Origin of the sequence: Mycobacterium sp. IEC1808 (assembly GCF_002101935.1) — a bacterium.
Classification (GTDB): Bacteria; Actinomycetota; Actinomycetes; order Mycobacteriales; family Mycobacteriaceae; genus Mycobacterium.
The window spans coordinates 114,911-129,489 of sequence record NZ_LQPV01000068.1 but is presented as its reverse complement, the minus strand read 5'-3'; the positions used below and the strand labels follow the sequence as shown (position 1 = coordinate 129,489).

Annotated in this window: 14 protein-coding genes; 11 read left to right on the top strand and 3 right to left on the bottom strand. The window is 67.2% G+C overall.

The features are described 5' to 3' along the window. Positions 1 to 4: 4 nt before the first annotated feature. From AWB92_RS26900 to cydC, 7 genes are all read left to right on the top strand, one after another. On the top strand, positions 5 to 517 hold the full coding sequence (locus AWB92_RS26900; protein WP_085191107.1) for a DUF488 domain-containing protein: 513 nt from the start codon (positions 5 to 7) through the stop codon (positions 515 to 517). Positions 518 to 542: 25 nt separating this feature from the next. After that, positions 543 to 1,871: an adenylate/guanylate cyclase domain-containing protein gene (locus tag AWB92_RS26895; RefSeq protein ID WP_085191105.1), complete on the top strand. Its 1,329-nt coding sequence runs from the start codon at positions 543 to 545 to the stop codon at positions 1,869 to 1,871. 30 nt (positions 1,872 to 1,901) lie between these two features. Further along, positions 1,902 to 2,513 (top strand): HdeD family acid-resistance protein, encoded by a 612-nt coding sequence (locus AWB92_RS26890; RefSeq protein WP_142282333.1) that lies wholly within the window; start codon positions 1,902 to 1,904, stop codon positions 2,511 to 2,513. A 43-nt stretch (positions 2,514 to 2,556) separates the two neighbouring features. Continuing rightward, positions 2,557 to 4,023, top strand: coding sequence for a cytochrome ubiquinol oxidase subunit I (locus tag AWB92_RS26885; RefSeq protein WP_085191100.1), 1,467 nt, complete (start codon positions 2,557 to 2,559; stop codon positions 4,021 to 4,023). Between the two features lie 11 nt (positions 4,024 to 4,034). After that, positions 4,035 to 5,075 carry a cytochrome d ubiquinol oxidase subunit II gene (gene cydB / locus AWB92_RS26880; RefSeq protein ID WP_085191098.1) on the top strand — a complete coding sequence of 347 codons (1,041 nt, stop codon included), beginning with the start codon at positions 4,035 to 4,037 and terminating at the stop codon, positions 5,073 to 5,075. 80 nt (positions 5,076 to 5,155) lie between these two features. Further along, positions 5,156 to 6,745 carry a thiol reductant ABC exporter subunit CydD gene (cydD, locus tag AWB92_RS26875; RefSeq protein ID WP_241523619.1) on the top strand — a complete coding sequence of 530 codons (1,590 nt, stop codon included), beginning with the start codon at positions 5,156 to 5,158 and terminating at the stop codon, positions 6,743 to 6,745. After that, entirely contained in the window at positions 6,732 to 8,375 is a 1,644-nt protein-coding gene (gene cydC, locus AWB92_RS26870) for a thiol reductant ABC exporter subunit CydC (protein WP_085191094.1), read from the top strand. Before cydD ends, cydC begins: the two co-directional genes overlap by 14 nt. 18 nt (positions 8,376 to 8,393) lie before the next feature. On the opposite strand, the gene AWB92_RS26865 is transcribed toward cydC, so the two are convergent. Both AWB92_RS26865 and AWB92_RS26860 read right to left on the bottom strand, forming a co-directional pair. Further along, positions 8,394 to 9,275, bottom strand: a complete 882-nt coding sequence (locus AWB92_RS26865) for an alpha/beta fold hydrolase (protein ID WP_085191092.1) — start codon at positions 9,273 to 9,275, stop codon at positions 8,394 to 8,396. A gap of 98 nt (positions 9,276 to 9,373) precedes the next feature. Then, entirely contained in the window at positions 9,374 to 9,604 is a 231-nt protein-coding gene (locus tag AWB92_RS26860; protein WP_158090417.1) for a zf-HC2 domain-containing protein, read from the bottom strand. Between the two features lie 180 nt (positions 9,605 to 9,784). Between AWB92_RS26860 and AWB92_RS26855 the strand changes: the two genes are divergently transcribed. From AWB92_RS26855 to AWB92_RS26845, 3 genes are all read left to right on the top strand, one after another. Beyond that, entirely contained in the window at positions 9,785 to 10,507 is a 723-nt protein-coding gene (locus AWB92_RS26855; protein WP_085191400.1) for an SDR family oxidoreductase, read from the top strand. A 63-nt stretch (positions 10,508 to 10,570) separates the two neighbouring features. Beyond that, positions 10,571 to 11,491 (top strand): LysR family transcriptional regulator, encoded by a 921-nt coding sequence (locus AWB92_RS26850; protein ID WP_085191087.1) that lies wholly within the window; start codon positions 10,571 to 10,573, stop codon positions 11,489 to 11,491. A gap of 150 nt (positions 11,492 to 11,641) precedes the next feature. Beyond that, positions 11,642 to 12,373, top strand: coding sequence for a Crp/Fnr family transcriptional regulator (locus AWB92_RS26845; RefSeq protein ID WP_158090416.1), 732 nt, complete (start codon positions 11,642 to 11,644; stop codon positions 12,371 to 12,373). 26 nt (positions 12,374 to 12,399) lie between these two features. On the opposite strand, the gene AWB92_RS26840 is transcribed toward AWB92_RS26845, so the two are convergent. Continuing rightward, positions 12,400 to 13,290, bottom strand: a complete 891-nt coding sequence (locus AWB92_RS26840; protein ID WP_085191082.1) for a class I SAM-dependent methyltransferase — start codon at positions 13,288 to 13,290, stop codon at positions 12,400 to 12,402. Between the two features lie 180 nt (positions 13,291 to 13,470). Here AWB92_RS26840 and AWB92_RS26835 point away from each other — a divergent pair, with 180 nt between their 5' ends. Further along, positions 13,471 to 14,478, top strand: coding sequence for a methyltransferase (locus tag AWB92_RS26835; protein ID WP_158090415.1), 1,008 nt, complete (start codon positions 13,471 to 13,473; stop codon positions 14,476 to 14,478). Positions 14,479 to 14,579 lie beyond the last annotated feature (101 nt).

Below are 14,579 nucleotides of genomic sequence, written 5' to 3'. Positions count from 1 at the left end.
GGAAATGCTGTACACCATCGGCCACGGCGCCAAAACCGCCGACGAACTCGTCGCCGCGCTTCGCCTTCACGGCGTCACGCTGCTGGTGGACGTCCGCAGTTTCCCCGGCTCGCGGCGCAACCCCGACGTGTCCAAGGACGCGATGCCGGGCTGGCTGAACGCCGCCGGGATCGCCTATCGCCACGAACCCGATCTAGGTGGGCGACGCAAGCCGCCGGCCACCCGGCTACCGCGCGACCAGTGGTGGAAGAACCCGGCGTTCGCCAACTACGCAGCGCATACCCGCACGCCGGAGTTCCGGGCGGCATACGAGCGGTTGCTGCACGACGCCGCGGCGGGCGACGTGGCCATCATGTGCGGCGAGCCGACCTGGTGGCGCTGTCACCGCCGCATGATCGCCGACCTGGCCACCCGCGACGGGCACCCGGTGCGGCACATCATGCCCAACGGCTCGCTGGCGCCACACCCGCTATCGGACTGGCTCATCGTCGATGTTGACCGGGCACCCAACAAATGACGAGGTCAACGGTTAGGCTTTGAGCGTGGGCGCGAAGAAATGCGGAGCCCCACCCCGGTCAGAAGGCTCACCGAACCGCCCGGACTGCGTCGCTGTAGTGCGGGCGCAGACCCGCGACCGGAATCAGCACTACGCCGCCAGCGCCGCGCGCCGGGGCCGGATCCTCATGATCACCTCGTGGCTGGCCGTGATGGTCAGCGTCAGCTTCGTGCTGGTGCAGATCGCGACCGATTCCTGGACCTGGCAGGTCAGCTCGATCAACATCGCCGGCGCCATGGTCTTCGCGATGGTGCCCTGGCTGCAGCGATTCGGGGAACTGGTTGCGCCGCTTACCTTTATCGGCGCGGCCTACGTCTCCATCTTCGCGAGCTGCCTGGACGTGGGCACCGGTTCCGGATCGCAGTTCTTCTTCCTGGTCGGCGCGTGCATCGTCGTGCTGGTGCTGGGCATCGAACACATCGTGTTGGCGTCCGCGCTGGCGGCCATCGCCGCCGGCCTGATCATCGCGGTCGAGTTTCTCGTGCCGCGCAACACCGGGCTGCAGCCGGCCTGGGCGACGTCGACGGGCTTCGTCGTCACCGCCGTCTCCAGCGTCGTGATGGTGGTCGTGACGGTGTGGTTCGCGCTGCGCGACACCGCCCGCGCCGAGGCGGTCATGGAAGCCCAGTACGAACGTTCCGAGACGCTGCTGGAAAACATGTTGCCCGCCAGCATCGCCGAGCGCCTCAAGGAGCCCGACCGCAGCGTCATCGCCGACAAGTACGACGACGCCTCGGTGCTGTTCGCCGACATCGTCGGGTTCACCGAGCGCGCCAGCAGCACGCCGCCCGCCGACCTGGTGCGTTTCCTCGACCGCCTCTACGGCGCGTTCGACGCCCTCGTGGACAAGCACGGCCTGGAGAAGATCAAAGTCAGCGGCGACTCGTACATGGTGGTCAGCGGCGTGCCGCGGCCACGGTCCGACCATTCCCGCGCCCTGGCGGATTTCGCGCTCGACATGGCCAATGTCGCAGCGGCACTGAGGGATCCGCACGGTGAGCCGATCCCGCTGCGGGTGGGCATGGCCTGCGGGCCGGTGGTCGCCGGTGTCGTCGGCTCGCGCCGGTTCTTCTACGACGTGTGGGGGGACGCGGTCAACGTCGCCTCCCGGATGGAATCCACCGACTCGGTGGGCCGCATCCAGGTGCCCGAGGCGATGTACGAGCGCCTCAAAGACGAGTTCGTGCTGCAGGAGCGGGGCAGCATCGAGGTCAAGGGCAAGGGCCCGATGCGGACCTGGTATCTGATCGGGCGCAAAGCAACCGAGGAGCCCGCCGACCTGTCCGCCGAGGAACCGCGCACCGCGCGCGTCTGAGCCGAAAGTCCCTATCCCCCGGTCCGCGGTTTGTGCCAGACTTCGGCCATGCAAACCACGCCTGGAACCGTCCCTGTCCCAAGCTTGTTGCCGCACTTGTGGAAATCCACGCTGGTCTCCGGAATCCTGTCGCTCGTCGTCGGCGCCGTGATCCTGGCCTGGCCCGGAATCTCCATTCTCGCTGCCGCCGTCGCGTTCGGCATCTATCTGTTGATAACCGGCGCCGCGCAGGTCGTCTTCGCGTTCAGCCTGCACGTCTCGGCGGGAAGCCGGATCTTGCTGTTCATCAGCGGCGCGGCGTCACTCATCCTGGCGGTCTTGGCATTTCGTCATTTCGGTCAGGGATACGCAGTCCTGTTGCTGGCCATCTGGATTGGCATCGGGTTCATCTTCCGCGGGGTGGCCACGACGGTCTCGGCAATCAGCGATCCCGTGCTGCCGGGGCGGGCCTGGTCGATCTTCATCGGCGTAATCAGCCTGCTCGCCGGAATCGTCGTCCTGGCGTCGCCATTCGACTCCATCGTCACCCTGGCGATCGTGGTCGGCGTCTGGTTCGTGGTAATCGGCGTTTTCGAGATCGTGTCGTCATTCGGCATCCGCAAGGCTTCCAAAGAACTGGGGCGTGGCGCCGGCGCCACATAACTACTACACTGCGTCGTAGATACCCGCAGTAGGGAGATGACAGATGAATGTCGTCGATATTTCGCGGTGGCAGTTCGGTATCACCACCGTCTACCACTTCATCTTCGTGCCGCTCACCATCGGCTTGGCTCCCCTGCTGGCCGTCATGCAGACGGTATGGGTGGCAACCGGAAACACCGCCTGGTACCGGCTGACCAAGTTCTTCGGCAAGCTGTTCCTGATCAACTTCGCCATCGGCGTAGCCACCGGCATCGTCCAGGAATTTCAGTTCGGGATGAACTGGAGCGAGTACTCGCGCTTCGTCGGCGACATCTTCGGCGCCCCGCTTGCGATGGAGGGTCTGTTCGCCTTCTTCTTCGAATCCACCTTCATCGGGTTGTGGATCTTCGGCTGGAGCCGGCTGCCGCGGCTGCTACACCTGGCCTGCATCTGGATTGTCGCGATCAGTGTCAACGTGTCCGCGTTCTTCATCATCGTGGCGAACTCGTTCATGCAGCACCCGGTCGGCGCGCACTACAACCCGACGACGCACCGCGCCGAGCTGAACAGCATCTTCGCGCTGCTGTCCAATAACACCGCGCTGGCAGCGTTTTCGCACACGGTGACGGGGGCGCTACTAACCGCCGGAACTTTCGTCGCCGCGGTCAGCGCGTGGTGGCTGATCCGTTCGCGCAATCCGGCATCCGCCCTTTCCGAAGCCGACGCCCGCAACGTGTTTCGCCCCGCGGCCATCCTGGGCTGCTGGGTGGTGCTGCTCGCCGCAGTCGGGCTGTTCTTCACCGGGGACCGCCAGGGCAAGCTGATGTTCGTTCAGCAGCCGATGAAGATGGCGTCTGCGGAATCGTTGTGCAGCACCGAATCCGATCCGAACTTCTCGATCCTGACCGTCGGCACACACAACAACTGCGACAGCATCACCCGCGTGATCGAGGTGCCGTACGTGCTGCCGTTCCTGGCAGAGGGCAAGACCAGCGGTGTCACGTTGCAAGGTGTGCGCAACATCCAGCAGGACTTCGAGCACCGATTCGGGCCGAACGACTACCGGCCCAATCTGTTCGTCACCTACTGGTCATTCCGCGCGATGATCGGATTCCTCGCCATTCCGGTGCTGTTCGCGCTCGCGACGTTGTGGTTCACCCGCGGCGACCGGGTGCCCAACCAGCGCTGGTTCTCGTGGTTTGCGCTGCTGACCATTCCAACGCCGTTCCTGGCCAACATCTCCGGGTGGGTGTTCACCGAAATGGGCCGCCAGCCCTGGATCGTCGTTCCGAACCCGACCGGCGATCAACAGGTGAGGTTTACCGTTCACGAAGCCGTCTCCAACCACGCTCCCGGAATGGTGGTCACATCCCTGGTGACCTTCACCCTCGTCTACGCGGTGCTCGCGGTCATCTGGTTCTACCTGCTCAGACGCTACGTCGCTGCGGGCCCACAGGAACACGACGCCGAACCGGCACCGCCCCAAGCGCCCAGCGAGGACGACGTGGCGCCACTTTCGTTCGCGTACTAAGGAGCTGACCGGTGGCATTGCAACAGTTGTGGTTCGGCATCATCGCGATGCTGTTCCTCGGTTTCTTCATCCTCGAGGGCTTCGACTTCGGCGTGGGCATGCTGATGGAACCGTTCGCCCGCTTCGGCGTGGGCGACCCGGAGCTACATCGCCGCACGGCGCTCAACACCATCGGGCCGGTGTGGGACGGCAACGAGGTCTGGCTGATCACGGCCGGCGCGGCGATGTTCGCCGCCTTTCCCGGCTGGTATGCCACCGTGTTCTCCACGCTGTACCTGCCGCTACTGGCGATCCTGTTCGGCATGATCGTGCGCTCCGTGTCGATCGAATGGCGCGGCAAGATCGACGACACGAAATGGCGCCGCTGGGCCGATTTCGGGATCGCCGCCGGGTCGTGGCTGCCCGCCATCCTGTGGGGCGTCGCCTTCGCCATCCTGGTCCGCGGGCTGCCGGTGGACGCGGCCGGCCACGTCAACCCGTCGATCACCGATGTGCTCAACCCCTACACGCTGCTGGGCGGCCTGGCCACCGCCGGGCTGTTCCTGCAATACGGCGCGGTGTTCGTCGGGTTGAAGACCTCGGGCACCATCCGGGACGAAGCGCACCGGTTCGCCGTGTGGTTGTCGTTGCCGGCCACGGGACTGGTTGCGGCCTTTGGGCTTTGGACGCAGCTGGCGCACGGCAAGGGCTGGACCTGGCTCGTGCTGGGGGTCGCGGTCATCGCCCAGCTGGCGGCCGTGCTGCTGGTGTGGCGGCGCGCGTCGGAGGGCTGGGCCTTCACCAGTACCGCCCTGGTGGTGGCGGCCGTGGTGATTCTGTTGTTCGGCTCGTTGTACCCGAACCTGGTGCCCTCGACGCTGAACAGCCAGTGGAGCGTGACGATCTACAACGCCTCGTCGACCCCCTACACCCTCAAGATCATGACCTGGGTGACGGCGATCATGGCTCCGCTGACGGTCGTGTACCAGGCATGGACGTATTGGGTGTTCCGGCAACGGATCTCGTCCGAGCGGATACCGGCCCCCGTCGGCCTGGCGAGGCGTGCGTCCTGAGCGCAACCGCATCACGAGCGCCGCTGGACCCGCGGCTGTGGCGGGCGTCGACCGCGTTGCGGCGCTACCTGGTCGCCGCGGTGGGTTGCGGGGTGGTGATCTCCGGCTGCGCGATCGCCTCAGCGATCGTCCTGGCCGGCGTCGTGGCCCGCGTCATCGGCGATCACCCGGCGCGTGGCTTGCGCGCCTGGCTGGGTCCCCTGTCAATCCTGTTGGCGCTGTGGGTCATTCGCACGGTGACGCACTGGCTGCAGGCCCGCCTGGGACAGCGCGGGGCCGGCGCGGTCATCGCCGACCTCAACGGGCAGGTGCTGGACGCAGTGACGGCTCGGCAACCGGCAGAAATCGCCGCGCAGCGCGATGCCGCCGCCGTCGTGGTGACGCGCGGCCTCGACGGGTTGCGGCCCTACTTCACCGGATACCTGCCCACCTTGCTGCTCGCCGCGATCTTGACCCCGGCGACCGTCGCCGTGATCGCGCTGTACGACCCGAAATCGATGGTGATCGTGCTGATCACCCTGCCGCTGATCCCGGTCTTCATGGTGCTGATCGGGATGGCGACCGCCGACCGTTCGGCGGCGGCACTGGAGGCCATGACGACCCTGCAGGCCCGGCTGCTGGACCTGATCGCCGGCATCCCGACGCTGCGCGCGCTGGGCCGCGGCCACGGCCCGGAACACCGGATCGCCGAACTGGCTGCCGCCCACCGGCGTTCGGCGATGGCGACACTGCGGATCGCCTTCCTGTCGGCGCTGGTGCTCGAATTGCTGGCCACGCTCGGCGTGGCGCTGATCGCGGTCGGCATCGGCCTTCGCCTGCTGTTCGGTGAGATGACCCTGACCACCGGTCTGACCGTGCTGCTGCTGGCGCCCGACGTCTACTGGCCACTTCGGCGCATCGGCGTGGAATTCCATGCCGCCCAAGAGGGTAGGACCGCCGCCGACAAGGCGTTCACCCTCATCGGCGAGCCCCCGGCACCGACGGCGCGAAGCCAGACCGTGGATGCGCGGCGCAAGCAGATCCGCATCGAGGACCTCAGCGTGCTGGGCCGCGACGGCCACGCGCCCCGCGACCTGACCGCGGTGCTCGAGCCCGGTCGGGTCACGGTGCTGACCGGGCACAACGGCGCCGGCAAGAGCACCACGCTGCAGGTGATCGCCGGCCTCACCGCGCCGTCCTCCGGCCGGATCACCGTGGCCGGAACCGACGTCGCCGACCTGGACCGCGCCGCGTGGTGGCGACAGCTGTCCTGGCTGCCGCAGCGGCCGGTCCTCGTCCCCGGCACCGTGCGCGACAACCTGAACCTGCTGGGAACGCTCGGCGATCTCGACGAGGCCTGCGCCGCATCGGGTTTCGACACCGTGCTGGCCGACCTGCCCGACGGGATGGAAACCGTGCTCGGCCGCGGCGGCGTCGGGTTGTCGCTGGGCCAGCGCCAACGGCTGGGCCTGGCCCGGGCACTCGGCTCGCCGGCCCCGGTGCTGCTGCTCGACGAGCCCACCGCTCACCTGGACGCGCGCACCGAACAGCGGGTGCTGCGGGCCATCGTCGAGCGCGCGCGCTCCGGCGCGACGGTGGTGGTCGTCGGGCACCGTGCACCCGTCGTCGCAATCGGTGACCGGGTCGTCGAGGTGGCCGCCGACGCGGAGGTCCGCCATGCCGCGGTCTGATCTCCTCGCCACCGCCGGCCTGTTGCGCCCGCGGGTGCCACGAATGCTCGCGGCCGTCGCGCTTGGCGTGCTGTCACTGGGCAGCGCCCTTGCGCTGGCCGGGGTTTCGGCCTGGCTGATCACGCGGGCCTGGCAGATGCCGCCCGTGGTGGACCTGTCCGTCGCCGTCGTGGCGGTTCGCACGTTCGCGATCTCGCGTGGCGTGCTGCACTACTGCGAGCGGCTGGCCACCCACGACACCGCGCTGCGGGCGGCAGGCACCGCCCGGGCACAGATCTATCACCGGCTCGCCCGCGGCCCCGCGGCGGCCGCGGTCCGCCTGCACAGCGGTGAGCTGGTGGCCAGGGTGGGCGCCGACGTCGACGAGCTGGCCAACGTGCTGGTGCGCGCGGTGGTGCCGATCGCCGTCGCCGCGGTGCTCGCGCTGGCGGCGACCGCGGTCGTCGCGGCCATCTCGCTGCCGGCCGCCGCGGTGCTGGCGGCGTGCCTGCTGATCGCCGGCTACATTGCCCCGCGACTGGCGGGCAAGGCCGCCGCGACGCAGGAAGAGGTTGCCCGCCAACACCATTCCGACCGTGATACGTCGGCGATGATCGCCCTCGAACACGCCCCAGAGCTGCGCGTCGCGGGCGCCCTGCCCGGCGTCATCGCCGACGCGCAACGCCGCCACCGCGCCTGGGCCGACGCCCTCGACGCCGCTGCACGACCGGCGGCCATCGCCGAGGCGATGCCCACCGCGGCGATCGGGGCCAGCGTCCTCGGAGCGGCGGTGGCCGGGATCGGGTTGGCGCACACGGTCGCGCCCACCACGTTGGCCGTCCTGATGTTGTTGCCGCTGTCCGCGTTCGAGGCGACGACTCCCCTGCCCGCCGCCGCCGTCCAGCTGACGCGGTCGCGGATAGCGGCGCGTCGCCTCCTCGACCTCGCTCCCCCGGAGCGCCCGAAGGAGCCCGGCCAGCCGGTGCCCGACGGCACCGGCGCGCTGTCCGTCGACATCCGTTCGGGCCACGCGGATTCGGGCAACCCGGCCAGCGTGCGGCTCGATCTGCCGCCCGGTTCCCGGCTGGCCGTCACCGGCGCCAGCGGTTCGGGCAAGACCACGTTGCTGATGACGCTCGCCGGGCTGATCCCCCCGCTCGAAGGGCGCGTGACGCTGGACGGTGTCGACATCGGCCGGTTCGATGAAGACGAACTACACAGGGCCGTCAGCTTTTTCGCCGAAGACGCACACGTCTTCGCCACCACGGTCCGGGACAACCTGCTGGTCGCCCGCGGCGACTGCGCCGACGACGAACTGCTGGCGGCGCTGGGCGGGGTCGGCCTGGGCGGCTGGCTCGCCGGACTGCCCGAAGGCCTCTCCACCGGGTTGACCGGTGGTGCGCAGGCGCTCTCGGCGGGCCAGCGCCGACGGCTGCTGTTGGCGCGGGCCGTGATCTCACCCGCCCGGATCGTCCTGCTCGACGAACCCACCGAGCACCTCGACGCGGCCGACGCCGAACGGGTCTTGTGCGATCTACTGGGGCCGAACGGTCTTATGTCCGCCGACCGCACCGTCGTGGTGGCTACCCACCACCTACCCAACGCGATTGGTTGCCGGGAATTACAAATCGAGTGCGCCGAATCCGTTTGACCCGCAAGGACATCGGCATCAGTCGGCGATTTCCGCGAGACGGTGTACCGCGGCGGCAATCTCTTCGGGGCAGTCCTCCTGCAGGAAGTGCTTGGCCGGCAACAAGGTTGCGTCCGAGACCCCGGCGGCGCGCTGGGCAGCGATGCCGTAACGCCGCCACGAAAGCATCCGGTCACGTTCCCCCCACACGATTTGCACGGGGTAGGGCCGGCCGTGAACCGCATCGAGATAGGACCGCTGCTTGGCGGCGGTGAGCTCAAATCCACGCATTATCTTCAGGAATGCCTTGCCACCATCGTCTCCGAACAGCAGTGGCAGCCAGCAACCGAGCTCGTCGTTCCTAACGTGGCGGCTGACCCCGACAGCCCGCATGATCGACGTAAACGTGCCCGGGAATCGGAGTGATGCCAGCCAGGCCTCCCCTACGCCGCGATGCGCGAACGGTTCCATCGGCCAGGGCCGATGGAAGTTCTGCACTTCGATGATCGTGTTCAGCAGGGTCATCGACAGCACACGTTCTGGCACGGCATTGGCCACCTCGAAGCCGATGGGTCCGCCGATATCGTGAAGTAGCAAATGAAAGCGGTCGAGGCCGAGCGCATTAATCGCGGATAGCATCCACCGGCCGAGTCCGGTCCAGGTGTAATCGGCCTCGGCCGGCCGCTCGGCGAATCCCAGTCCGGGTAAGTCCACGGCGACGGCGCGCAGACCGCGCGAAGCCAACTCCGGCACGACTTTGCGATACAAATACGCCGACGCCGGAACGCCGTGCACGCACATTACGGTGGGAGCGTCTCGCGGACCGGCATCGAGTGCGAAAGAGGAAATCCCATCGGCGGTGAACACCTCGCCGGAGGCCCGGTAGTCAGCGAGCCTCCGCGTGATCTCGGCCGCGGTCAAAACGACGACTCGGCAACGAGTCCCGCCGAAACACCCGATACATGCATCCAGCACTCCTTCCTGACACTTCGTACAACTCAAGCAAGCCGGCTCTCACGTCACCCCGGACGGAGCTGAGAACGCTGAATCGCGACGGAGGCAAGTCGGTTGCGCACCTGGGGACTGAGATCGTCGCCGCTGATGGCGTCGACGGCTAGCAGGACGTGCGCGAAGCGCGCCACGTAGTCCTCGCAGGGATGGCACTGCTTGATGTGGTCTTCCAGTTCTCCGCTGCTGGTTGGGTTCGCTGTGCCGTACAGGTAGGCGGCCACGGCTTCGAGCGCCTCCACGCATCGCACCGCACTATCCCCGATCTGTCAGGCGCGCAAGACGATTGTCGTCCGCTGCCTTGGGATCCTGACATGCTGCGCCAACGGAGGGTATGGGCGTCGCCTATCGGCGCCATCGTCAATCGGTATGGCGCCGATGAATGATCCGGGTCGCGTCGCGCATTTGATAGGGCTATGAGTTTGGAACTGGAAGCACATACAGCCGTCGTCACCGGAGGCACAGCCGGCATCGGTTTGGAGGTGGCCAAGCTGTTGGCCGCCGAGGGGGCACGCGTCGTCATCGCCGGGCGAGATCACGAGCGAGGTGCCGCAGCGGCGAAAGAGGTCGGCGCCGCGGCGACGTTCGTGCCGACCGATCTGGCCGACCTGGCCTCGGTGTCCGCACTGGCCCGCGAGGCCGGGCAGGTGGACATCCTGGTCAACAACGCCGGTGCGTTCCCGGTCGCGCCCACCATCTCGCAGGGTCTGGCCTCGTTCGAGGCGATGTTCGACACCAACGTGCGCGCAACCTACTTCCTCGTCGCCGAGATGGCCAAAGGCATGCTGGAGCGCGGACGCGGTTCCATCATCAATGTCACCTCGCTGGCAGCGGTCAAAGGGATGCCTGGAGCGTCGGTGTACGGCGCCACCAAGGCGGCACTGGCTTCGCTGACGCGGACCTGGGCGGCCGAATTCGGCGCCCAGGGCGTGCGGGTGAACAGCGTCTCGCCCGGGCCCACGCGCACGCCCGGAGTGCTAGCCGAGTGGGGCGAATCGATTGAAGACATCGCCGCGGGGCTGCCGCTGCGCCGCACCGCGCGTCCGGAGGAGATCGCCCAAGCGGTGCTCTTCCTGGCCTCGCCACGCGCCAGCTACGTGACCGGGTCGACGCTCTACGTCGACGGCGGCGGCTCCGCGGTTTGACCGGCTTAGCACAAACTGAAGGGCATAACGCCGACGCAGGCATCTCCGTTGTTGAATGTCGGTGTGGACATCGAGCAGCTGCGGGTCTTCGTCGCGGTGGTAGAGGAGGGTGGCCTGTCGGCCGCAGCGCGCCGACTCCACCTCAGCCAACCCACGCTGTCTCAAACTATCCAAGCGTTGGAGAAGCAACTCGATGTTCAGTTGCTGCGCCGCAGCAACGTCGGTGTCACCCCTACCGCGGCGGGGTTGACCCTGCTGAAGGAAGCGCGGGCCGTCATCGCCCGCTACGAACAAGCGCTGAGCGCGATGACAGCGCACACCACGGATGGGCGGCGATCGCTGCGACTCGGCGTGCCGATGGAGATGCCGGCTGAGCCACTCTCGGGGGCGCTGGCCTCGATGGCGTCGGCCTACCCGCAAAGCGTCGTCGAAGTGCGGCATATGTCGACCGCCGCGCAGATACGCGCACTACGCAACGGTGACCTCGACTTCGGGCTCGTGCGGGAACGCCCCACAGATGAATCGCTAGACGCCTCATTGGTTTTCGCGGAGCCACTCGGGGTTCTGGTGAGCGACGAAGACGCGCGCGCCCTCGACTTTGCGGACGGTCCCATCCGTCTGGACCGCCTCGCGCGTATGCAATGGCTGGGATTCCCGCGAGAAGGCAGCCCGGCCTGGTATGACGAGGTGACGTCGATCCTGCGCAGTCACGGCGTCGATCCGGGATCCGTGCAGTCACACACACAAGACCTCATTCCCGAAGTCAAATTGGCGGCAGTTAGCGCCACCGGCAAATTCACCCTGGCGCCTGCGAATTGGCACCGCACGCTGCCGAGCAGCGTCCACTGGTACGCGTTGGAGGGCGATCCGTTGATCCGCCGCACCTGGGTCGTGTGGCCTGCGGCATCGCGGCGCCGCGACATCGGGCACCTCGTCGCTGCGTTAGAAGAAGCGGTCATCGCTGCCGCGAGCCGGCCCTCGTGACCCGCCGCTGAGCGGATGACCCACCCCGGGTTGGGCTTCGAGACGAATTCCGTGGCGCGCTAGCCGGATAACGCAGAGTCGTCGCAGTGCGGCCGGCAGGCTGCGCGCAGCGGCTTGGTCGGCGCCGCTTCCCCTTTTAGCTTCAACGGTGTGCGCAGGCTGGGAGTTTCAGGCAGCGGCGACGTCTACGACGCGTTGATCGCATCGGGCATCTTCGCCAGGACCGATCCAGCAGTGGTATCCGAATTGTCCAAGCGCCTAGAGCCCGTTCGATTCCCGCCGGGACACGTTATCGACGCGCAATGCGGCTTCCACGGCCACGTCTACGTCATCATCTCCGGAAAGATCGAGCTCACTTTCCGGCGTGCCGAGGGATACCAGATCGGGCTGACGATCCTTGGCCCCTCCCAAATATTCGGCGCGAAAACCCTTTTCGATCCCGACTCCAGCGGTTTCACCCTCGCGGCACTCACGGAGGTTGAAGCCGTGCCGATCGCGCGCAGTCAACTGCTGACCTGGATGGCCGAACGGCCAGAGATCGGCGAACAACTGTTGCGACTGTTTGCCCGGTGGGCGAAACAGACGGCGAGCGCAATGGTTGACTTCGCCCTGGCCGATGCTCGAAGCCGCACCGCGAGCCGACTGCTGATGCTGAGCAGGCGATTTGGTCGCCGGGACGGCGAACTGGTGCGGGTGGAGCACGACATGGCATTGACGGACTTCGCCCTTCTAGTGGGCGTGGCTCCGCACGTCGCAGACTCGGCATTACGTGAGTTTGCGCAGCGCGGTTGGATTCGTCTGGAAGAGCAAACCGTTGTCATCGCCGATATGCAGGCGCTGAAGTCGGCGCAAGCGGGAGGCACTATCGCGCCGCGAACGTGACTACGCCATCCCGCTGTGCGCCCAGTTCAGTGTCCCGGGTCCGCCGAATAAGGCGGCATCAGGTGATCGCCGTTACGCGATTTGGCGGCCTTGAGCGCGTACATGAGCGGGAAACGGGGCTCGTCGGCCGGTAGTGCCCACCACCCTTCGTGCGTCCGCACCATGTCCGACCAGCGCGGCCACGGTAGCTGGCGTGTCTCGATAAGGCGTTCGACGGACAACCCGGCCGCCGCGACGGCGGTGACAACTTCCCCCAGCCCGTGTGGCCACTCGAAGTGCAGCGTGTCGCCGGCCAATGCGGGGCCGTCGGTGTAGCTGTGCGAGCCGTCGCGTTCGACGGCACCCCCCCCACCGAGATAATCGTGGCGGATCGTCAGGTCATCGGACACCCCGGGCGTCGGCGTGGGTCCGAGCGCGTTGAGCAGCGGATGGAACTCGACGAGATAGAGAAAGCCGCCGGGTACGAGCAGGCGGAAAACCGTTTCGGCCCAACGCGTCAAGTCGGGTAGGTAACAAACCGCGCCCTTTCCGGTGTAAACGATGTCGAATCGATGCGCCCCCAAAGCGTCGACCGCGTCGTAGACGTCGGCGCACACGTAGTCGATCGCCAAGCCGGCCGCACGGGCAACCCGACGCGCCTCACGCACGGAGACACTCGAGAAATCGAGGCCCGTGGCGCGCGCCGCACCTTTCAACGCGAACGCCATCGTCTCGGCGCCCAAATGGCATTGCAGGTGCGCGATCTCGCGCCCCGGCAGCGGGCCGAGGTCGCGCCACTCGAACGCGGCGAACCAGCTCACCGGGTCGCGGTGGCCGATCCCGTAGAACCGGCTTGCCGCGTGGATCGGTGCCCGCGCATCCCAATTGCGCCGGTTGGCATCCAGTTTGGCTCGCACACTCTCGTTGAACACCGCCATCACACGAGGGCCGTTGCGTCGCGGATGAGCGAGGAGGCCCGCATCCGTCCATCTTCACCCGTGAGCGCGAACGCGGCAAATGGCAGATCGAATGGCGCTCATCGGGAATCTCGATCGCGGGCACAGAACCGCGGCCGTTCGAGCCTCGTTATTCCTGCGGCGCGACCACGAGGAGTAAGAATGGCCGACCGCGGGGCAACGACAGCGAAAATGCTTGAGCTGATGAGCGGGTTCGCGTTGTCTCAAGCCGTTTTCGCCGTCGCGGAGCTCGACGTATCGACCGCGCTATCGAACGGATCCCGGCAGCTCGACGACCTCGCGGCCACCGTGGGAGCCGACACCCACTCGCTCGGCCGCATCATTCGGTTTCTCGCCCAGCACGGGATTTTCCGTATCTGGGCCGGCACCGTCGAGATCACCGATCTGGGGCGTACTCTCGCCGATGGCGGCTCGGGTACCTCGCTGCGGCAGGTGGCCCGCTACTTTCGGCAAACGCACTACTGCGCGTTCGGCGATCTGCTTCAAGCGGTGCGTACCGGCAAACCCGCTGCGCGGTCGTTCTTTGGCAAACCCTTCTTCGAGTGGATCAACGACGACCCGGACCTGGCGCAGTTACAGAACGAGGCGATGGCATGCTTCACGCGCGGTGCACGCGGTGACCTGCTCGACAACTACGACCTGCCCGGCGGCGAGGTCGTCGCCGACATCGGCGGGGCAGACGGCTCGTTGCTGGTCGAGCTGCTCACCGGCCGGCCCGAACGACGCGGCATCGTCTACGACCTTCCCGCCTCGGTCGCGGCGGCGCATCGCACACTACGCGCGGCAGGTCTGGATGATCGGGTGGACATCGTCGCCGGAGACTTTTTCGAACAGGTGCCGGCAGCCGACGTCTACGTCTTGTCCGCAATCCTGCAGGACTGGAGCGACGCTTACGCCCTGCGGATCCTCGCCAACGTCAAAGCCGCCGCACCAACCGACGCGCGCCTGGTGGTGATCGACATGGTGGATCCCGACGCCGATGTTCCCGATCCCGGCACTGCCGTCGACATCATCATGCTTGCGATGGTGGGCGGACGGCAACGCAGCCGAGCCGAATGGTCAGATCTCATGGCGCGTGCGGGATTCTCGGTGCGGCGCATCGTTCGCGGCTCGGGCAGCCACGTCGCGCTCGAGGCGACCCTCGCATGAGACGACCGCCACGCCCACTTTGGCCGGAATGCGCACGCTTTTGGACGGATGACGCCGGTTCGCCACGTCGGCGGGTTGGGGGCACTATCGATGGGGATAGC